This is a genomic window from Pseudomonas sp. A014, assembly GCF_052378495.1.
GTDB classification, from domain to species: Bacteria; Pseudomonadota; Gammaproteobacteria; order Pseudomonadales; family Pseudomonadaceae; genus Aquipseudomonas; species Aquipseudomonas machongensis.
In genome coordinates this window covers 1,353,942-1,373,751 of sequence record NZ_CP199001.1, presented here as the reverse complement: position 1 = coordinate 1,373,751, position 19,810 = coordinate 1,353,942, and the positions used below count along the sequence as shown (strand labels likewise).

Below are 19,810 nucleotides of genomic sequence, written 5' to 3'. Positions count from 1 at the left end.
TGGATATATTTTCAGTGTTTCGCATGGGGCGGCTATCATACCCCGCTATTGCCCTTTGTGCCGCATGGAGATCCGGATGCTTGCCTTTGCCCTGCCCTACACACTGCATGTCCTGGCCGCCCTTGTCTGGGTTGGCGGGATGTTCTTCGCCTGGCTGGTACTGCGCCCGGCAACGGTCGCAGCGCTGGAAGGGCCCGCGCGGCTGCGGCTGTGGGTGGAAGTATTCCGACGCTTCTTCGGATGGGTCTGGCTGGCCATAGGGGTGCTGGCGATAAGTGGTATCGGCATGTTGCACCTGCGATTTTCCGGCTTCGAGACCGCGCCCCGCTATGTACAACTGATGATGGGCGGCGGGATCGTGATGTTTGCCTTGTTCCTGCGCGTGCAGGCGCTGCTGCTGCCGGAACTGCGCGCTGCGGTGCAGGCCGAGGACTGGCCGGCGGGTGCCGGAGTGCTGGGCAGGATCCGACGGATGGTGGGGATCAACCTGCTGCTGGGCATCGCCGTGGTGGCAGTGGCCAGCGCTCGCGTCATGTTCTGAAGTCGTTGACTGGGGGCCGCAACGCGGCCCCTGGGAACGCAAACGCTTGAGAGCGCAACGCGCTCCCCGTCAAAGCCGCTGCAGAATCAACTCCCCCGCGGTACCGGCAAGCCCCGGTTGCCCTGGCAGGCCCGGACGACCGTTGGCACCGGCCTCGGTGCGATACACCAGACACCCTTTGCTCGCACCACCCTGCCCGGCCTTGCCGGCAGCGCCCGGCTTGCCCGGCGCACCACCATCGAGGCGTACCTGGATACGCTCCTGCGGGAAGTCTGCCGGCAGGGCCAGGCGAATCCGGCCTCCGGCCGCGCCGTCATGCCCATTTCCTCCGTTGTCACCGTTCGCGCCACGGCTGGCGGTGCCCCAGGTACACCCTCCGGCCGTGCCATTGCCGCCATCGAGGCCGGCATAGCCCGGTGCCCCGGCGCCGCCACGGGCGTCGATCGACAGCTGCTCGGCCTCCAGCGTTTGCAGGCGCAAGTCGAGGTCACGACCGGGACGCGCCGCACGCTCGTAGCTGCCCGGTGCCCCCGGCGCGCTGATTTCACTACCGACACCCAGCACGGCACTGCTCGCTTCGATGCTCAAGGCGCTTTGCGCCGGAGCGATGGCGATGCGCGCGTCACGGCCCAGTTCGAGGTGGTCGATCTTCAATGCGGTGAGCGTGGCGGGCAACAGCAAGGTCGCCGAATCAGCCACCTGCACGCGCTCCAGGTGCACGCTGGACGCCTTGTTCGGCAGGCGCAGCATCGAATGGGCAGCGACTTCGAGACTCTCGGCCTGGGCCAGCGGGGTGGCCAGCGCGGCCAGCAACATCAACTTACGCATGGCGCGAAGCCTCCTGCGGACGGGGAATGGACATGACATGGAAGATGCCGGTCAGCAGGATCTGCAAGCGATCGAACCAGCGATGGCTGCGCCCGCGCAGGCTGGCGTTGAAGAACAACACCTCCAGCACATGCAAGCCCAGCAGCGTGATGCCTGCCGCATTGATCAGCAGATTGAACGGCAGGGGTTGCGGCATCAACAGATTGACCAGCACCACCCACCAGAAAACCACCGTCAGGGCCTTGCCCAGGCCCAGGATGAACTTCATACCCCGCCCCCCGACTGTCTTGTACTGTCTTTGTTATGTGCGCGCGGCCCGTTCGAGCGGGCCGTGCGCACAACAGTACCGCCGCGCCAGGGCGCGCGCCAGAGGCGATTCAGTTCAGATGCAGTTCCACCCGTCGGTTCTGCGCTCGCCCTTCGTCGGTGTCGTTGTCGGCCACCGGCTCGCTTTCACCGCGACCTTGACTGGTCACCTTGGCCGGCGACAGTCCTTGCCCGATCAGGTACTGCGCAACACTGGCGGCGCGGCGTTCGGACAGGCCCTGGTTATAGTGGTCGGCGCCTACGCTATCGGTATGTCCGATCACCCTGATGGCCGTCACGCTGGGGTCGCCAAGTTTCGGCAACAGCGCTTGCAGGCGCTGTTGGGCTGGGGCCGACAGCTGTGCGGAGTCGAACGCAAACAGCACCTGGCCCTGATCGTCGAGGGTGATCACCTCAGGCGCAGGTGCTGGGGCCTCAGGTTTGGGCGTCGAAGGCGGATACTGCGGGAGCGGGCAGCCCATGTGGTCGACTGCCGTACCTTTGGGGGTGTCCGGGCAGCGATCACGACGGTCGAACACACCATCGCCATCTTCGTCACCATCCTGGGCGTAACAGATCAGGCCACCGGCGATGGCTCCGGCAACACCGGCACCGGTCGCCCAGCTGGAGCTTTCGATCGCGCCCAGACCGCCACCGACCAGCCCGCCGAGCAGGCTGCAGACCGGCCAGGTCCGTTGATTCAGGGGGGCGCTGCCATCACTGTGGGTGGCGCACCCGTTCAGCAGGCTGGAGGCCAGCAGCAGCGACACAGCCGTCTTCGACAAGGTATTCATGGGTCAGGTCCCCGGTGAATGCGCCCACGCCACGGCTAAAGACGTGGGCGCGGGCGGTCAGCGCTGGATCTTGATCTCGGTGCGGCGGTTCATGGCGCGGCCATCGGCCGTGGCGTTGTCGGCCACAGGCTGGGTCTCGCCAGCTCCCACTACCGAAACGAAGCTGCTGCGCGGTACGCCGCTGGTCACCAGATAGTCGGTCACTGAATGGGCACGACGCTCGGAGAGCTTCTGGTTGTAGCTGTCGGAGCCGACGCTGTCGGTATGGCCGGTCACGCTCAGGCGAGCGCTGGGTGCCTCCTGCTTCAGGCGCGTGGCGATGGTGTTCAGGCGCTCCTTGTCGGTTGCGGTCAGGCGCGCGGAATCGAACTCGAAGTGCACGTCACGGATGACGATGACTTCCTCCTTCTCGACCACGACGACTTCCTCGACCACGGCGACCGGCTCGGGTGGGCAGCCGTTGGCATCGACCTGCACGCCACGCGGGGTGCCTGGGCACTTGTCGCGGCTGTCGGGCACGCCATCGCCATCTTCGTCGCCATCGCCATGGGCCCAGCAGTAGCCCGCCGCCAGGCCACCGCCGAGCAACGCGCCCCAGCCGGCCCAGCTGGAGCTTTCGATGGCGCCCAGGGCTGCGCCACCCACGCCCCCGACGGCAGCACACTTCGGCCAGTCGGTTTTTTGCAAACCTGCACAACCAGTCAACACACTGGTGAGCAGAACCAGGGGTATCGCTGTGCGTACTATGCTCATTTTCGTTGCTTCTCCTAGGGGGATCGGTGCAGAACCGATGCTCTGGGAGTAAAGACCGCCTATTCCCTCTCTGCCAGCAATTAGCCACGACGCGATGCTGCGCCTCTTTGCCGTCGGAGCTGGGACCGCTAGTCTTGAGCGACCTGAACGAGGATTGGCAATGACCGACGGTTTTTCCCAGCGTACCCCCCAACAGGCCCTGGCGGCCCTTCTCGAGCGCTTCGCACCCGCGCGCCTGCTGTTGGTCGGCACACGTTTCCCGGCCCTGGAGGCCTTCGCGGCAGCTCACCCGACGGTACAACTTTCGGTGGCTGCGCCTGGTCCATTGCCTGCCGACCTGGCGGCGCAACGCTTCGACCTCGCGGTGCTGGTCGATTGCCTCGAGCACTTGCCCAAGCGCAGCGGGCTGGAACTGCTCGGCGGCATCCGCAATCTGAATGCCAGCAAGGTCGCGGTGCTGGCCGACCTGGCCGCCTGTGGCTGGCAGGACACCGATTTCTTCGCCCTGGCGCTGTCAGCCAGCGAGAAATTCCGTCGCGACGAGCAGGTACTGAGCCTGTTCACCTATGATCTACATGACTACAAGCAGGTCCCGGACTGGCTCAATGCCAAGTTCTGGGCGAATCCGCAAAACTTTGGCAAGTACTGGTGGTGATTTCATGAGTCTCTCGGTCTGCCCCTGTGGCAGCGGCAATCTTCTCGACGCATGCTGCGGGCACTACCATGCCGGCACCCCGGCACCGGATGCCCAGACGCTGATGCGCTCGCGCTACAGCGCCTATGTGCTGGGGCTGGTGGATTACCTGGTAGCCACCACGCTTCCCGCCCAGCAGGCCGGGCTGGACCGCGCCGGCATTGCCGCCTGGAGTGCACAGAGCACCTGGTTGGGGTTGGAGGTGGAAAGTGCGCAGGTCCTGGGGGGGCAACCGGAACATGCGTTCGTCACCTTCACGGCACGCTGGCACGACCAGCAGGGTGACCACCAGCACCGCGAGCGCTCGGCTTTCGTGCAGAACGCCGGGCGCTGGTACTTCATCGACCCGACCGTCGAGCTCAAGGCGGGGCGCAACGACCCCTGCCCCTGCGCCAGCGGGCAGAAGTTCAAGAAATGCTGCGCCAGCTACCTCGGTAACCGATGATGAATGCCCTGGCCCGCCTGCTCCTGCTTGGTCTCACCCTGGCCCTGCTGGGGGGCTGTGCGGGATGGGGCGGCCACGACTGGCGCGAGCCGGAGGTGCACCTGGTCAGGGTGGAAACCGTCAAGGCGCGTCTGCACCAGCAGGAGTTCATCCTGCACCTGCGTATCGACAACCCCAACGACAGCCGCCTGTTCATCCGCAGCCTGTCGTACGCAATCCGGCTCAATGACCTGCTGCTGGTGCAGGACGAGACCAGTGTCTGGCGCAGTGTCGGCGGACATGCCCGGCGTACCTTCAAGATCACCGCGCGCACCAACCTGTGGCAGCACCTCAAGCCCCTCGCCAAACTGCTGAAAAGCGGCAATCCGCTGCACTACACCCTGCAAGGCGAACTCAATACCGGCCTGATCAGTCGACGGGACCTGCACTCGTCGCGCAGTGGTGAGATAATCCCCGGCGATCTTCAACCGGAGTAACCCGCAATGACCCAGCAACCCCATGTCCATGGCCCCGACTGCAACCACGGTCACGATCATCACCATGATCATGACCACGGCCATGTGCACGGCCCCCACTGCAACCACGGCCACCAGGAACCGGTGCGCAACGCCCTGAAGGACGTCGGACGCAACGATCCATGCCCGTGCGGCAGCGAGAAGAAATTCAAGAAGTGCCACGGCGCGTAACACGGCTCCGGGTGGCGCTGCGTTTGCCGCTTGCAGCCCGACGCGCGCCGCCCTACCTTTAGCGCCTTTCCGACCCCGCCACGCCCCCCAGGAGCCTTCGTCATGGCCGCCCCCGTGTTTCCTCCCTTCCGCCCTCGGTTCGGCACCAGCGCAGTGCTGCTCGGCATGCTCGGGCTCGCCGGCTGCCAGATGGGCGGCTACCAGGACAGCGTGCCACCGACCACCGGCGTCCAGCCACTCAAAGGCCTGGCGCAGAACGTCTCGGTCCGACGCAACGCCATGGGCGCACCGTTGATCGAGAGCAGCAGTTTCCACGATGCGCTGTTCAGCCTCGGCTACGTCCATGCTGGCGACCGCATCGAACAGATGGTCGCCATGCGCCTGCTCGCCCAGGGGCGACTGGCCGAGATCGCTGGCTCCGAAGCCCTGGACATCGACCGCCTGATGCGCGCCGCCAACCTCAAGCAGAGCGCCGGCCAGCTGTACGCCGACGCCTCGCCGCGCCTGAAGCGCTTCTTCGAGGTCTATGCCCGCGGGGTCAACGCCTATCTGTTCCGCTACCGCGACAAGCTGCCGGCCGAACTCGCCCGCAGCGGCTATCGCCCCGAATACTGGAAGCCCGAAGACTCGGCGCTGATCTTCAGCCTCTACGCCTTCAGCCAATCGGTGAACCTGCAGGAGGAACTCTCGGCCCTGACCCTGGCGCAGAAGGTCGGCAGCGACAAGCTCGCCTGGCTGCTGCCAGGTGCACCCGACGAGCCTCTGGCCGAGGCCGAGACCGACAAGCTCAAGGGCATCAACCTGGCCAGCCAGATCCCCGGCCTGAACGACGTCGCCGCCGCCAGCCAGAAGCTCGCCGACCTCGACTTGCTGGGCAGCCCCGGTTCCTCGAACCTGGCCCTGGGCCCCCTGCGCAGCCGCAGCGGCAAGAGCCTGCTGGCCAGCGACAGCCGCGCCGCCTTGGCGCTGAGTCCGGTACAGATCCACACCGGCAAGTACCAGGTCGCCGGCCTGTCGCTACCCGGCCTGCCGATCGTGCTGGCCGGCTACAACGGCAAGCTGGCCTGGAGCAGCAGCGCCGTGATGGCCGACAACCAGGACCTGTTCCTTGAGCAACTGCGCCGCCAGGGCAGTCAACTCACCTACCTGGCCGACGGCAAGTGGCAGCCGGCCCGCGCGCGTAACGAAACCTTCTTCGTGCGCGGCCAGCGCCCGGTGCGCGAAGTGCTGTACGACACCCGCCATGGCACCCTGCTCGGCCAGCCCGGCAACGGCTATGGCCTGGCCCTGCACCTGCCGCAGCTCAAGGACGACAAGAGCCTCGATGCGCTGTTCGACCTGACCCGCGCCAGCAACCTCGAACGCGCCTTCGACAGCACCCGCGAAATCGGCGCCGCTGCGCTGAACTTCGTCTTCGCCGAGCCCGAGCACATTGGCTGGCAGGTCAGTGGCCGTTACCCCAATCGCCGCGAAGGCCAGGGCCTGCTGCCTTCGCCGGGCTGGGACGGACGCTTCGACTGGGATGGTTTCGCCGATGCGATGCTCCACCCCTACGACCAGGACCCGCCCAGCGGCTGGATCGGCCATGCCAACCAGCGCAGCCTGCCCAAGGGCTACGGCATGCAGCTGTCCAGCACCTGGTACTACCCCGAACGCGCGGAGCGCCTGGGCCAGTTGGCCGGTAACGGGCGTCATGACAGCCGTAGCCTGATGGCCTTGCAGAACGACCAGGTCACCCTGCTGGCCGACAAGCTCAAGCGCATGTTCGACGCCCCGGGCATGGCCCAGCCGCTCAAACAGGCCATCGATGCCCTGCCCGCCGAGCAGCGCGACAAGGCCCGTGAAGCCCTGACCCGGCTCAAGGCTTTCGATGGCCGCCTGAGCCCAGTCTCGGCCGATGCGGCGCTGTACGAACTGTTCCTCCAGGCCGTCACCCGCCAGACCTTCCTCGACGAGCTTGGCCCCGAGTCCAGCCCGGCCTGGCAAGCGTTTGTCAGCAACGCCCGGCTGTCGTACTCGGCCCAGGCCGACCACCTGCTTGGTCGCGAAGACAGTCCGTTCTGGGATGACCGCAACACGCCGCAGAAAGAAGACAAACCGACCATCCTCGCCCGCAGCCTGGCCGGCGCGGTGGATGCCGGTGTCGCGCAGATGGGCGCCGACCGGCGTGCCTGGCAATGGGGCAAGCTGCACCAGTACCGCTGGCCAGCAGCGAATTACCACGGGCTCGGCGATACCGTCAGCCGCGCGCCGATGGCCACCGGCGGTGACTTCAGCACCCTGGTCCTGACCCCTTACGCCTGGGGCAACGGTTTCGAAACCAGCCTGCCAGCCTCCGCACGCATGGTCGTCGACTTCGGCCAGGCCGAACCGCTGCAGATCCTGACCAGCAGCGGCCAGTCCGGCAACCCGGCCAGCCCTCACTACAGTGACGGCCTGGACGCCTGGTTCAAAGGGCGCTTCATGAGCCTGCCCGTGCAACCGCAGAACTTTGCCCGCGCCTATGGCAGCCAGCGCCTGACGCTGGTGCCGGGCAAGTAGGCGGCAACCCCGAGCGGCTCGTCCGGGCCGCTCGTCAGCACCACGTCATCCGAACTTCCTGGCCAGCGCTGCGCTCCTAACTTGTAACCTCAGCCAGCGCGAACGCCATGGACCTCGTCATTGCCCGCCCCGAAGGGCTGTACTGCCCGCCCGGGGACTTCTACATCGACCCCTGGCGCCCGGTGGACCGTGCGGTGATCACCCATGGCCACGGCGATCATGCGCGCACCGGCAACGGCCACTACCTGTGTGCCGAACCCGGCGCCGGTATCCTGCGCAGCCGTCTTGGCCAGGACATCGACTTGCAAACCCTCCCTTATGGAGAACGCCTCCAGCATCACGGCATCACCTTGAGCTTCCACCCTGCCGGCCACGTGCTCGGCTCGGCCCAGGTGCGCCTTGAACACCAGGGCCAGGTGTGGGTCGCCTCGGGCGACTACAAGGTTGAGCCAGACGGAACCTGCGCGCCGTTCGAGCCGGTGCGCTGCCACACCTTCATCACCGAATCCACCTTCGGCCTGCCGATCTATCGCTGGCCCTCGCAGGCCGAGGTGTTCGAAGGCATCAATGCCTGGTGGCGTGCCAATCGTGACCTGGGCAAGGCCAGCGTGCTGTTCTGCTACGCCTTCGGCAAAGCCCAGCGCATTCTCCACGGGCTGGACGCAGATATAGGGCCGATCGTGGTGCACGGCGCGGTCGAGCCGCTCAACCGCGTGTATCGCGAAGCCGGGATCGCCCTGCCGGAGACCCTGTACGCTGGAGATCTGCCACGCAACGATCCACGCCTGCGCCAAGCCCTGGTGCTGGCACCACCCTCTGCAGGTGGCAGTAGCTGGATGCGCCGTTTCGGCGACTACAGCGATGCCTTCGCCAGTGGCTGGATGCTGCTGCGTGGCACCCGGCGCCGGCGTGGCGTCGATCGCGGCTTCGTACTTTCCGACCATGCCGACTGGCCTGGGCTGCTGTGGGCGATCGGCGAAACCGGTGCGGAACGGGTCATGGTCACCCATGGCTCGGTCAACGTGCTGGTGCGCTACCTGTGCGAACAGGGCCTGGACGCCCGAGCCTTCGCCACCGAGTACGGCGAGGAAGACGACACGCCCGCGCCGGAGAGCGCCACATGAAGGCCTTCGCCGAACTCTACCTGCGCCTGGACGCCACCACTTCGAGCAACGCCAAGCTGCAGGCCCTGCGCGACTATTTCGCCGAGGCTCCCGCCGCCGATGCGGCCTGGGCGGTGTACTTCCTGGCCGGAGGCCGCCCGCGCCAACTGGTGCCGACCCGTCTGCTACGTGAGCTGGCCACGCAGTTGGCAGACCTGCCCGACTGGCTGTTCGAAGAGAGCTACCAGGCTGTCGGCGACCTGGCCGAGACCATTTCCCTGCTGTTGCCCCAGCACCGACACGATACCGACGAGGGCCTGGCCGTGTGGGTCGAGCAGCACCTGCTGCCCTTGCGCGGGCAACCGGCGGATGAGGTGCGCCAGCGCTTGCCGACACTCTGGGAGAGGCTGGACCGCCCCAGCCTGATGCTATGCCTGAAGTTGATCACCGGCAGCTTCCGTGTCGGCGTCTCCAAGCTGCTGGTCACCCGTGCGTTGGCGCAGTTGTCGGGGCTGGATGCCAAGCGTGTGGCCCAGCGCCTGGTCGGCTACACCGACCTGGCTCATCGCCCCGTTGCTGAAAGCTACCTGAAGCTGATTGCCCCCGAGTCCGACGACGAACACGCCCAGCGCGGCGGCCAGCCCTATCCGTTCTTTCTCGCCCACGCCCTGCAGGCGCCACTGGAACAGTTCGAGACACTGCTCGGCCCGGTCGATGACTGGCAGGCAGAATGGAAGTGGGATGGCATCCGCGCCCAGGTGGTCAAGCGCGAGGGCCAGCTGTGGATCTGGTCACGGGGCGAGGAACTGGTCACCGAGCGTTTTCCCGAGTTGCACAGCCTGACAGAGACATTGCCTGATGGCACCGTGCTCGATGGCGAGATTCTGGTATGGAAGCCCGGCGCCTGCGACGACAGTCTGGCAGTGCAGCCCTTTGCCCTGCTCCAGCAGCGGCTGGGCCGCAAGACCCTGGGCCGCAAACTGCTGGCCGATGCACCGGTGGTGCTGCAAGCCTACGATCTGCTGGAATGGCACGGCGAGGACTGGCGCAACCGCCCACAGCACGAGCGCCGGGGGCAACTGGAACGCGTGCTGGTCGAGTACCCCTTGGCCCCCGTGCTGCTTTCACCCCTGGTGCAGGCACCGAACTGGATAGCCCTGGCCGAGCAACGTGAGCAGTCGCGCAACCTGGGGGTGGAAGGGCTCATGCTGAAGCGGCGCGATGCCCTGTACGGCGTCGGCCGCACCAAGGACCTGGGCCTGTGGTGGAAATGGAAGGTCGACCCGTTCAGCGTCGACGCCGTGCTGATCTACGCCCAGCGCGGCCATGGCCGACGCGCCAGCCTCTATAGCGACTACACCTTCGCCGTCTGGGATGCGCCTCCAGGAACAGCGCAACGCAACCTGGTGCCCTTCGCCAAAGCCTATTCAGGCTTGAGCGACGAAGAGATGCGCAAGGTCGATGCGATCATCCGCAAGACCACTGTGGAAACCTTCGGCCCGGTACGCAGCGTCACCCCGACGCTGGTCTTCGAGTTGGGTTTCGAAGGCATCGCCCTGTCCAAGCGTCACAAGAGCGGCATCGCCGTACGCTTCCCGCGCATGCTGCGCTGGAGGCTGGACAAGCCGGTCGAGGAGGCCGACGACCTGGCAACCCTGCAGAGCTTGCTGGGCCCTGTATAGCTGCATCTACGCACACCAGCATGCACAAAGCCCTGGTTTGTGCTTCTATTTCCAGTCGCCCATGTTCAACGCCCAGCGCAGACCAGGACCCCCATGCACCACTCGACCCACGAACTGCTGTCCCCCGTACCCGGCATCTGCCGCCAGTTGCACAGCTTTCACTTCGGCCCACGCGGTGGCGGCAAGGTGTACATCCAGGCCTCGCTGCACGCCGACGAATTGCCCGGCATGCTGGTGGCCTGGCACCTCAAGCGGCGCCTGAACGAACTGCACCAGCAAGGTCTGCTGCGCCGCGAAGTGGTGCTGGTGCCGGTGGCCAACCCGGTGGGTCTGGAACAGGTGCTGCTGGACGCACCGCTGGGGCGCTTCGAACTGCAGAGCGGGGAAAACTTCAATCGCAACTTCGTCGACCTGTCCGACAGCATCGGCGACCAGATCGAAAGCCACCTCACGCAAGACCCGGCACACAACCTCGCGCTGATCCGGGAATACCTGCGCCGCGGGCTCGACAGCCACCCCGCCGTCACCCCCCTGCAATCCCAGCGCCTGGCTTTGCAGCGCCTGGCCTGCGACGCCGACATGGTGCTGGACCTGCACTGCGACTTCGAAGCCGTCGAACACCTCTACACCACGCCCGAAGCCTGGCCCCAAGTCGAGCCGCTGGCGCGCTATCTCGGCGCCCAGGCCAGCCTGCTGGCCACCGACTCCGGCGGGCAGTCGTTCGACGAGTGCTTCAGCCTGGTGTGGTGGCAACTGCAGCAGCGTTTTGCCAAGCGTTTCCCGATCCCCATGGGCAGCTTCTCGGTGACCGTCGAGCTGCGTGGCCAGGCCGATGTCAATCACGAGCTGGCAAGCCAGGACTGCCAGGCAATCCTCGACTTCCTCACCCACTGCGGGGTGATCGAAGGCCAGCCCGCAGCATTGCCGCCGCTGCGCCACCCCGCCACCCCGCTGGCTGCCGTGGAGCCATTGATCGCACCGCTGGGTGGCCTGCTGGTGTTCCACGCAAAACCGGGGCAGTACCTGGAGCCTGGGCAACTGATCGCCGAGGTCATCGATCCGCTCAGCGACCGGGTGACGCCGATCCGCAACGTCCAGGGCGGGCTGCTCTACGCCCGCAGCGTCCGGCGCATGGCCACCACCGGTATGGTGATCGCCCATGTAGCAGGGGAAAAGGTCTGCCGCAGCGGCTATCTGCTGGCCAACTGATCCCGATCAAACCAAAGCACCTTGCGGCCGGTCTGTAGAAGCACAGCCTTCGACGAGACCGGCCGCCGATGCCATCCCCTTCCGACCTCGCCAGCACCTGGTTCGCCTCCCGCAACTGGAAGCCGTTCGCCTTCCAGCGCAGCGTCTGGGCGGCGATCCAGCGCGGCGAGTCGGGCCTGCTGCACGCCAGCACCGGCAGCGGCAAGACCTACGCCGTCTGGCTCGGCGCCCTGCGCGCTTTCGCACAGTTGCACGACGCACGCCGACCGGCGCCACTCCAGGTGATGTGGATCACACCGATGCGCGCCCTGGCCAGCGATACCGCGCGCGCGCTGCAAGCACCGCTGGATGAATTGGGGCTGAACTGGACCATCGGCGTACGCAGCGGTGACACCACCAGTGCCGAACGTGCACGCCAGGCCCGGCGCCTGCCCAGCACGCTGGTCACCACTCCCGAAAGCCTCACCCTGCTGCTGACCCGCGAACAGGCTGCCGCCGACTTCGCCAGCCTGCGCCTGGTGGTGGTCGATGAATGGCACGAACTGCTCGGCAACAAGCGCGGCGTGCAGTTGCAACTGGCCCTGGCCCGGCTGCGGCGCTGGCAGCCGCAACTGGTGGTGTGGGGGCTTTCGGCCACCCTGGGCAACCTGCCGCACGCCCTTGAAGTCTTGCTGCCTGCCGGCGGGCGACTGGTTCAGGGCCGTCAGGACAAGCGCATCCTGGTCGACACCCTGGTGCCGAGCGCGATCGAACGCTTCCCCTGGGCCGGGCACATGGGGCTGAAGATGCTCCCTCAGGTCAGCGCCGAGATCGAGGCCAGCGCCAGCAGCCTGGTGTTCACCAACACCCGCGCCCAGGCCGAGCTCTGGTACCAGGCCCTGCTCGAGGCGCATCCCGAGTGGGCGGGATTGATCGCTCTGCACCATGCCTCGCTTGCCCGGCACGCCCGTGACTGGGTCGAGCGCAGCCTCAAGCAGGGCACGCTGAAGGCAGTGATCTGCACCTCAAGCCTCGACCTGGGTGTGGATTTCCTGCCCGTCGAACGCGTCCTGCAGATCGGCTCGGCCAAAGGCATCGCCCGCTTGCTGCAACGTGCAGGCCGCTCTGGGCACGCACCTGGGCGTACCTCACGGGTGACCCTGGTACCGACCCACAGCCTTGAACTGGTGGAAGCGGCGGCGGCACGCCAGGCGCTGGCTTCCGGGCATATCGAGGCACGCTATTCGCCGCGCCTGAGCATGGACGTGCTGGTCCAGCACCTGGTCAGCATGGCGCTGGGCAGTGGTTTCCGACCGGCCGAACTGTTCGAGGAGGTTCGCAGCACCTGGGCCTTTCGCGATCTCGAAGAGAGCCAGTGGCAATGGGCATTGTCATTTGTGCGCAATGGCGGCAGCTCGCTCACCGCCTACCCGGACTACCAGCGCGTCGCAGCGCACCCCGACGGCATCTGGCGCGTGGCCAGCGAGCGCCTCGCCCGGCGTCATCGTCTGGGTATCGGCACCATCGTCAGCGACGCCAGCCTGCAGTTGAAGTACTGGAGCAAAGGGGGCGGTGGCAAGTCGCTGGGCAGCGTGGAGGAATCTTTCATTGCCCGTCTCAAGCCCGGTGACGCGCTGTTGTTCGGCGGACGTATCCTGGAGTTGGTAAGGGTCGAGAACATGACCGCCTACGTGCGCCGCAGCACCGCGCGCAAGGCGGCGGTAGCACGCTGGAATGGCGGACGCATGCCGCTGTCGAGCGAGCTGGCGCAAGCGCTGGTCGAGCGTCTGGATGCAGCAGCCCACGGCCGCTACGAAGGCGCAGAAATGCACGCCGTTCGCCCTCTGCTGACACTTCAGGCGAGCTGGTCGGCCCTGCCCACACAGCGCACATTGCTGGCCGAAACCCTGCACTCGCGCCAGGGCTGGCACCTGTTTCTCTATCCCTTCGCCGGGCGCATGGCCAATCTGGGCCTTGCCAACCTGATCGCCTGGCGGGTCAGCCGCGTGCAGCCGCTGTCGGTATCGATCGCGGTCAATGACTACGGCTTCGAACTGCTCGCAGCGAGCCCTGTGGACTGGGCCGCGCACTTGCCCGCTGCACTGGCTGCGGACAATTTGCTGGAAGATGTGCTGGCCAGCCTGAATGCTGGCGAGATGGCGCTGCGGCGCTTTCGTGAAATTGCCCAGATCGCCGGGCTGGTATTCGGCGGCTATCCCGCCGCGCAGAAAAGCACTCGCCAGCTCCAGGCCTCCAGTGGTCTGTTCTACGAGGTGTTTCGCAAGCATGACGCTGGCAATCTGCTGCTCGGCCAGGCGCGCGACGAGGTGCTGCGTGAGGAGCTGGAGATCGAGCGCCTGCATCAGCAGTTGCAGAAAATGTCAGGATTGCGCCTCGATCTGCACGCATTGCGCCGGCCCGGGCCGCTGGCCTTCGCCCTATTGGTCGAGGGCATGCGCGAAACCCTGAGCACGGAAAAACTGGCAGACCGCATCGCCCGGATGGTGGCGGATCTCGAAAAGGCGGCGAGCCGAACCATGAGCGACCTTGCGGGAACTGAACGGAGGAAATCCTGAACGTGCACCACCTGGTGATCGAACATTGCGGCGAAACGCTGTGGCTGTTACCTGAAAAAGCGCTCTACTGGCCAGCCCGGCGCGCGCTTCTGGTTGCCGACCTGCACATTGGCAAGGCCGCCAGCTACCGCGCCCTGCACCAACCGGTGCCACGCGGCACTACCCAGGCGACCCTGGATCGCCTGGACACGCTCTTGCAGCATTACGCTTGCCAGCAGTTGATCGTGCTCGGCGACTTTCTCCACGCACGTACTGCGCGAGCACCTGCCACCCTGGCCCGTGTAGCTGCATGGCGCGAACGGCACCCAGGGTTACGGGTGGTCCTGGTGCGAGGCAATCACGACCGTCATGCTGGCGATCCGCCGCAGGAGCTCGCCATTGAAGTTGTCGACGAGCCTTTGCTACTGCCGCCATTCGCGCTACAGCACGAGACCGGCGCTCACCCTGAGCATCCGGTGATCGCAGGCCATGTCCATCCGGCGTGCGTCCTGCGCGGTCGTGGCCGCCAACGCCTGCGCCTGGCGTGCTTCATGTTCCACGCAAAGGTCAGCCTGCTGCCGGCGTTCGGCGAATTCACCGGCGGTTGGACGGTACAACCAGAGCCCGGCGCCCGCCTGTTCGTCGTGGGCGATCAACGGGTCTGGGCAGTGCCGGCCTGATCAGGCGACTGGCGCTGGAGGCGGCTCGTCGGGCAAGGTCGGCTCGCCCGGCTCCATCGGCGGGTGCTCGCCAGGCTCGGGGGGTTGCGGGGTATCGGGATCAGGCTGGTGCGGGACGCCACCGGCGTGCAGATCCGTCGGCGGATGCGGGTGCGCGAGCAGAGTCCAGGCCATCATGCCGATCTGGTTCGGCTGCAGGACGGCCAGCTTCGCGCTGATTGCAGGATCGAGTTTCATGGGCTGCTCCTGACGAGGGCCGGCGTACGTCATGCACGCCGGGGACTTACCTCGTTGGAGTGGCAAAAGGGGAACTAATTCCCCCAGCTCGTCGGCTCAGGTACGTGGCAGCGTGACGCCGCGCTGGCCCTGGTATTTGCCGCCGCGATCCTTGTACGACACCTCGCACTCTTCATCGGATTGCAGGAACAACATCTGGGCCACGCCTTCGTTGGCGTAGATCTTGGCCGGGAGAGTGGTGGTGTTGGAGAACTCGAGGGTGACGTGCCCCTCCCACTCCGGCTCCAGGGGGGTGACGTTGACGATGATGCCGCAGCGGGCATAAGTGCTCTTGCCCAGGCAGATGGTCAGGACATCGCGCGGAATGCGGAAGTACTCGACAGTACGGGCCAGGGCGAAGGAGTTCGGCGGGATGATGCAGACGTCGCTCTTGATGTCGACGAAGCTGCCGGCATCGAAGTTCTTCGGATCGACGGTGGCCGAATTGATGTTGGTGAACACCTTGAATTCATCGGCGCAACGTACGTCGTAGCCGTAGCTGGAGACACCGAAGGAGATCACCCGGCTGTCCTGTTCGCCACGCACCTGGCGCTCGACGAACGGCTCGATCATGCCGTGTTCCTGCGCCATGCGGCGAATCCACTTGTCCGATTTGATGCTCATGGCGGGATGTCCTGAAAGTACGAGGTGAAAAAACGAGATGCGCATCTTACCGGTCCTGGCCCGCGCGTTAAAGTTCCCTGCCCTTATCCCGCGCCGGACGGGGGCTGGCCACCCGCCGATCCGAATTTCATCAAAGCCGCTGTTGGCCATTGGCAGCTTGCGGAAAGTGGGGTAAGGTGGCGCCACTGTGCTGCACGTGACACCGAGAATCTGTTTGATGCACGATCCTGATCGGCCCATCGCTGAATTTTCCGCTCTCTTTGCACTCAGTCCCGGCCAGGGCAATTCCTGAGCCGAAATCTACTTTGTCCAAGGAGACAGACACATGTCCAATCGCCAATCCGGTGTTGTTAAGTGGTTCAACGATGAGAAGGGCTACGGCTTCATCACTCCTCAGTCGGGTGACGACCTGTTCGTACACTTCAAAGCCATCCAGGCTGACGGCTTCAAAACCCTGAAAGAAGGCCAGGCTGTTACTTTCGTCGCTACCCGCGGCCAGAAAGGCATGCAGGCTGAAGAAGTTCAAATCGCCTAAGTCGATTTAGCTTCCTCGCTTTCAAAAAAACCCGCCTTCCGGCGGGTTTTTTTGTGCCCCAGTGTAGGAGCGGTGCCTGTAAGAGCGGGCTTGCCCGCGAAAAAGACACCGCGTTGCCTGGCACGGGCTACGCCCGTGTTCGCGGGACCAGTCGCAGCGGCGAACCGCCGCCCCCACAGGGATTTGGGCTGGTCTTTAGATTTTGAGCAAGACAGTTGCTGCTACACGGGGTTGGCCAGCAGCGGATCAGTCCTCGCTGATAGTGATGCTCGGCATTGCCGGCGCCGCCGCTTCCTGTAGCACGATCCGAGCCCCCACCTGACGGGCCAGCTCCTGGTAGACCATGGCAATCTGGCTTTCCGGCTCGGCGATCGCTGTCGGCTTGCCGCTGTCTGCCTGCTCGCGAATCAGCATCGACAGCGGCAACGACGCCAGCAACTCGACGCCATACTGCGCCGCCAGCTTCTCACCGCCACCTTCACCGAACAGGTGCTCGGCATGACCGCAGTTCGAGCAGATGTGCACCGCCATGTTCTCCACCACACCGAGGACCGGGATGTTGACCTTGCGGAACATCTCGACACCCTTCTTCGCATCCAGCAGTGCCAGGTCCTGCGGGGTGGTGACGATCACGGAACCGGCTACCGGCACTTTCTGCGCCAGGGTCAGTTGAATGTCGCCAGTGCCCGGCGGCATGTCGATCACCAGGTAGTCCAGGTCGTCCCAGGCGGTCTGGGTCACCAGTTGCAGCAAGGCGCCGGAAACCATCGGGCCACGCCAGACCATCGGTGTGTTGTCGTCGGTCAGGAACGCCATCGACATCACCTCGACGCCATGGGCCTTGATCGGCACGAACCACTTCTGCTCGCGAATCTGCGGGCGGGTACCTTCGGGGATCCCGAATATCACACCCTGGCTTGGGCCGTAGATGTCCGCATCGAGAATACCGACCCTCGCGCCCTCGCGAGCCAGGGCCAAGGCCAGGTTGGCAGCTGTGGTCGACTTGCCGACGCCGCCCTTGCCCGAAGCCACGGCAATGACATTCTTCACATTGGCCAGCGCAGGCACCTGGGCCTGGGCCTTGTGTGTGGCGATCAGCGTATCGATGCTCACCTGCGCCGACGTCACGCCTTCGAGGTTCTCGATCGCCGTTTGCAATACCTGAGCCCAGCCGTTGCGAAACAGTGCAGCGGCATAGCCCAGCTGCAACTGCACACTGACCTGCCCACCTTGAATGTCGATCGCCCGCACGCAACCGGCGCTGACCGGGTCCTGGTTCAGGTAGGGGTCGGTGTACTGGCGAAGCACGCCTTCAATGGCGGCACGTGTGACGGCACTCATGGAGACTCCCGTGGCATTCCGAAAAAAGTGAATCAGGCGCCTATGCTAACCCGTCAACCGTCAGCAGATGCGTGTGCGGGGTGAAATATATTTCCCAGCCCTTTATAGTGGCCGATCATCCTCAATTTTTACCCGTCGCCAGATAAGTAGCCGAGCCACCATGTCCGAGCCACGCCAGATTCTCGTCACCAGCGCCCTGCCCTATGCCAATGGATCCATCCATCTTGGCCATATGCTTGAGTACATCCAGACGGACATGTGGGTACGCTTCCAGAAACTGCGTGGCAACCAGTGCATCTATGTCTGCGCCGACGACGCCCACGGTTCGGCGATCATGCTGCGCGCAGAGAAAGAAGGCATCACGCCCGAGCAGTTGATCGCCAACGTCCAGGCCGAGCACAGCAGTGACTTCGCCGACTTCCTGGTCGAGTTCGATAACTTCCACTCCACCCACAGCGAAGAGAACCGCGAGCTGTCGAGCCTGATCTACACGCGCCTGCGTGAAGCCGGGCACATCGCCAATCGCTCCGTGACCCAGTACTACGACCCCGAGAAGGGCATGTTCCTGGCCGACCGCTTCATCAAGGGCACCTGCCCCAAGTGCGGGACCGAGGACCAGTACGGCGACAACTGCGAGAAGTGCGGTGCCACCTACGCCCCCACCGAGCTGAAGAACCCCAAGTCGGCGATTTCCGGTGCCACGCCAGTACTGCGCGACTCCCAGCACTTCTTCTTCAAGCTGCCCGACTTCCAGGCCATGCTGCAGCAGTGGACACGCAGTGGCACCTTGCAGGACGCGGTCGCCAACAAACTCGCCGAGTGGCTGGATTCCGGTCTGCAGGAGTGGGACATTTCCCGTGACGCGCCGTACTTCGGCTTCGAGATTCCGGGCGAGCCGGGCAAGTACTTCTATGTCTGGCTGGATGCGCCGATCGGCTACATGGCGAGCTTCAAGAACCTCTGTGATCGCCGCCCGGAGCTGGACTTCGACGCGTTCTGGAACGCAGACTCCAAAGCCGAGCTGTATCACTTCATCGGCAAGGACATCGTCAACTTCCACGCTCTCTTCTGGCCCGCCATGCTCGAAGGTGCAGGTTTCCGCAAGCCGACTGCCGTCAACGTGCACGGCTACCTGACCGTCAACGGCGCGAAGATGTCCAAGTCTCGCGGCACCTTTATCAAGGCGCGCACCTACCTCGACCACCTGCAGCCCGAGTACCTGCGTTACTACTACGCAGCCAAGCTGGGCCGTGGGGTCGACGATCTCGACTTGAACCTCGAGGACTTCGTGCAGAAGGTCAACTCCGACCTGGTCGGCAAGGTAGTCAACATTGCCAGCCGCTGCGCAGGCTTCATCCACAAGGGCAATGAAGGCGTAATGGTTGCTGGCGACGCCGCACCGGAGCTGACCGAAGCCTTCCTGGCCGCCGCACCCTCGATCGCCGAAGCCTACGAGGCCCGTGACTTTGGCCGTGCCATGCGCGAAATCATGGCCCTGGCCGACCGCGCCAACGCCTGGATCGCCGACAAGGCACCGTGGTCGCTGGCCAAGCAGGAAGGCAAGCAGGATGAAGTCCAGGCCATCTGCGCCCAGGGCATCAACCTGTTCCGCCAACTGGTGATCTTCCTCAAGCCGGTGCTTCCAGTGCTGGCCGCCGACGCCGAGGCCTTCCTCAACGTCGCACCGCTTGAGTGGAACGACCTGCAGTCGCGCCTGGAAAACCACAAGCTGAACCCGTTCAAGGCCCTGATGAGCCGCATCGAGCCGGCCAAAGTCGAAGCCATGGTCGCCGCCAGCAAGGAAGACCTGCTGGCCGCCGAAGGCAAGGCGCCTGCCGGCAACGGCGAGCTGGACAAGGACCCGCTGTCGGCCGAGATCGAGTTCGACACCTTCGCCGCCGTCGACCTGCGCGTGGCGCTGATCGTCAAGGCCGAGGCCGTGGCCGGTGCCGACAAGCTGCTGCAACTCACACTCGACATCGGCGACGAGCGTCGCAACGTGTTCTCCGGCATCAAGTCGGCCTACCCGGACCCATCGAAGCTCGAAGGCCGACTGACCATGATGGTAGCCAACCTCAAACCTCGGAAAATGCGCTTTGGTGTTTCCGAAGGCATGGTCATGGCCGCCGGCCCTGGCGGTGAAGAGATCTACCTGCTGAGCCCGGACAGCGGCGCCAAGCCAGGTCAGCGTATCAAGTAAGACCCTCTTGCCCAGGGGGTCGTCCTGCGATCCCCTGG

General features: G+C 65.1%; 20 protein-coding genes. 13 read left to right on the top strand and 7 right to left on the bottom strand.

Annotation, left to right across the window (positions count from 1 at the left end; all coding sequences use genetic code 11):
- The first annotated feature begins 76 nt into the window (after positions 1 to 76).
- The gene (locus ACTYOL_RS06560) at positions 77 to 541 is read left to right on the top strand and encodes a CopD family protein (protein ID WP_197892719.1); all 465 of its coding nucleotides are present in this window, start codon (positions 77 to 79) and stop codon (positions 539 to 541) included.
- Positions 542 to 610: 69 nt separating this feature from the next.
- Here ACTYOL_RS06560 and ACTYOL_RS06555 read toward each other — a convergent pair whose 3' ends face one another.
- The 4 genes from ACTYOL_RS06555 to ACTYOL_RS06540 form a co-directional block, all read right to left on the bottom strand.
- Complete coding sequence (locus tag ACTYOL_RS06555; RefSeq protein ID WP_153774022.1) at positions 611 to 1,369, bottom strand: collagen-like protein; 759 nt, start codon at positions 1,367 to 1,369, stop codon at positions 611 to 613.
- Entirely contained in the window at positions 1,362 to 1,637 is a 276-nt protein-coding gene (locus ACTYOL_RS06550) for a DUF1145 domain-containing protein (protein ID WP_065863069.1), read from the bottom strand. The genes ACTYOL_RS06555 and ACTYOL_RS06550 overlap by 8 nt, the downstream gene beginning before the upstream one ends.
- Before the next feature lie 109 nt (positions 1,638 to 1,746).
- Positions 1,747 to 2,469: an OmpA family protein gene (locus tag ACTYOL_RS06545; protein ID WP_054891767.1), complete on the bottom strand. Its 723-nt coding sequence runs from the start codon at positions 2,467 to 2,469 to the stop codon at positions 1,747 to 1,749.
- 57 nt (positions 2,470 to 2,526) lie between these two features.
- Complete coding sequence (locus ACTYOL_RS06540) at positions 2,527 to 3,222, bottom strand: OmpA family protein (RefSeq protein WP_054891768.1); 696 nt, start codon at positions 3,220 to 3,222, stop codon at positions 2,527 to 2,529.
- A 160-nt stretch (positions 3,223 to 3,382) separates the two neighbouring features.
- Here ACTYOL_RS06540 and ACTYOL_RS06535 point away from each other — a divergent pair, with 160 nt between their 5' ends.
- From ACTYOL_RS06535 to pdeM, 10 genes are all read left to right on the top strand, one after another.
- Entirely contained in the window at positions 3,383 to 3,877 is a 495-nt protein-coding gene (locus ACTYOL_RS06535; RefSeq protein WP_065863070.1) for a DUF6231 family protein, read from the top strand.
- 4 nt (positions 3,878 to 3,881) lie between these two features.
- A complete protein-coding gene (locus ACTYOL_RS06530) occupies positions 3,882 to 4,361 on the top strand; it encodes a YchJ family protein (protein ID WP_197892715.1) in 480 nt (159 codons plus the stop codon).
- On the top strand, positions 4,361 to 4,837 hold the full coding sequence (locus ACTYOL_RS06525; protein WP_444757684.1) for an LEA type 2 family protein: 477 nt from the start codon (positions 4,361 to 4,363) through the stop codon (positions 4,835 to 4,837). Before ACTYOL_RS06530 ends, ACTYOL_RS06525 begins: the two co-directional genes overlap by 1 nt.
- A 6-nt stretch (positions 4,838 to 4,843) precedes the next feature.
- On the top strand, positions 4,844 to 5,047 hold the full coding sequence (locus ACTYOL_RS06520; protein WP_012313055.1) for an SEC-C metal-binding domain-containing protein: 204 nt from the start codon (positions 4,844 to 4,846) through the stop codon (positions 5,045 to 5,047).
- 102 nt (positions 5,048 to 5,149) lie between these two features.
- Positions 5,150 to 7,588: a penicillin acylase family protein gene (locus ACTYOL_RS06515; RefSeq protein ID WP_444757683.1), complete on the top strand. Its 2,439-nt coding sequence runs from the start codon at positions 5,150 to 5,152 to the stop codon at positions 7,586 to 7,588.
- Positions 7,589 to 7,695: 107 nt separating this feature from the next.
- Positions 7,696 to 8,712: a ligase-associated DNA damage response exonuclease gene (locus ACTYOL_RS06510; protein ID WP_153774020.1), complete on the top strand. Its 1,017-nt coding sequence runs from the start codon at positions 7,696 to 7,698 to the stop codon at positions 8,710 to 8,712.
- Entirely contained in the window at positions 8,709 to 10,373 is a 1,665-nt protein-coding gene (locus ACTYOL_RS06505; RefSeq protein ID WP_153774019.1) for an ATP-dependent DNA ligase, read from the top strand. The genes ACTYOL_RS06510 and ACTYOL_RS06505 overlap by 4 nt, the downstream gene beginning before the upstream one ends.
- Before the next feature lie 93 nt (positions 10,374 to 10,466).
- Positions 10,467 to 11,582, top strand: coding sequence for a succinylglutamate desuccinylase/aspartoacylase family protein (locus tag ACTYOL_RS06500; protein ID WP_197892711.1), 1,116 nt, complete (start codon positions 10,467 to 10,469; stop codon positions 11,580 to 11,582).
- Between the two features lie 68 nt (positions 11,583 to 11,650).
- Entirely contained in the window at positions 11,651 to 14,137 is a 2,487-nt protein-coding gene (locus ACTYOL_RS06495; protein WP_200603528.1) for a ligase-associated DNA damage response DEXH box helicase, read from the top strand.
- Positions 14,138 to 14,139: 2 nt separating this feature from the next.
- Positions 14,140 to 14,796 carry a ligase-associated DNA damage response endonuclease PdeM gene (gene pdeM, locus ACTYOL_RS06490; RefSeq protein WP_197892707.1) on the top strand — a complete coding sequence of 219 codons (657 nt, stop codon included), beginning with the start codon at positions 14,140 to 14,142 and terminating at the stop codon, positions 14,794 to 14,796.
- On the opposite strand, the gene ACTYOL_RS06485 is transcribed toward pdeM, so the two are convergent.
- Together ACTYOL_RS06485 and dcd are read right to left on the bottom strand one after the other, a co-directional pair.
- On the bottom strand, positions 14,797 to 15,033 hold the full coding sequence (locus ACTYOL_RS06485) for a hypothetical protein (RefSeq protein WP_054891778.1): 237 nt from the start codon (positions 15,031 to 15,033) through the stop codon (positions 14,797 to 14,799). It lies immediately after the preceding gene.
- 96 nt (positions 15,034 to 15,129) lie between these two features.
- A complete protein-coding gene (dcd, locus tag ACTYOL_RS06480; protein WP_003258001.1) occupies positions 15,130 to 15,696 on the bottom strand; it encodes a dCTP deaminase in 567 nt (188 codons plus the stop codon).
- Between the two features lie 325 nt (positions 15,697 to 16,021).
- Here dcd and ACTYOL_RS06475 point away from each other — a divergent pair, with 325 nt between their 5' ends.
- Positions 16,022 to 16,231: a cold-shock protein gene (locus ACTYOL_RS06475; protein WP_003254922.1), complete on the top strand. Its 210-nt coding sequence runs from the start codon at positions 16,022 to 16,024 to the stop codon at positions 16,229 to 16,231.
- 246 nt (positions 16,232 to 16,477) lie between these two features.
- On the opposite strand, the gene apbC is transcribed toward ACTYOL_RS06475, so the two are convergent.
- A complete protein-coding gene (gene apbC / locus ACTYOL_RS06470; RefSeq protein ID WP_444757682.1) occupies positions 16,478 to 17,572 on the bottom strand; it encodes an iron-sulfur cluster carrier protein ApbC in 1,095 nt (364 codons plus the stop codon).
- A gap of 160 nt (positions 17,573 to 17,732) precedes the next feature.
- On the opposite strand from apbC, the gene metG reads away from it, so the two are divergent.
- The gene (metG, locus tag ACTYOL_RS06465; RefSeq protein WP_054891780.1) at positions 17,733 to 19,772 is read left to right on the top strand and encodes a methionine--tRNA ligase; all 2,040 of its coding nucleotides are present in this window, start codon (positions 17,733 to 17,735) and stop codon (positions 19,770 to 19,772) included.
- Positions 19,773 to 19,810: the final 38 nt, after the last annotated feature.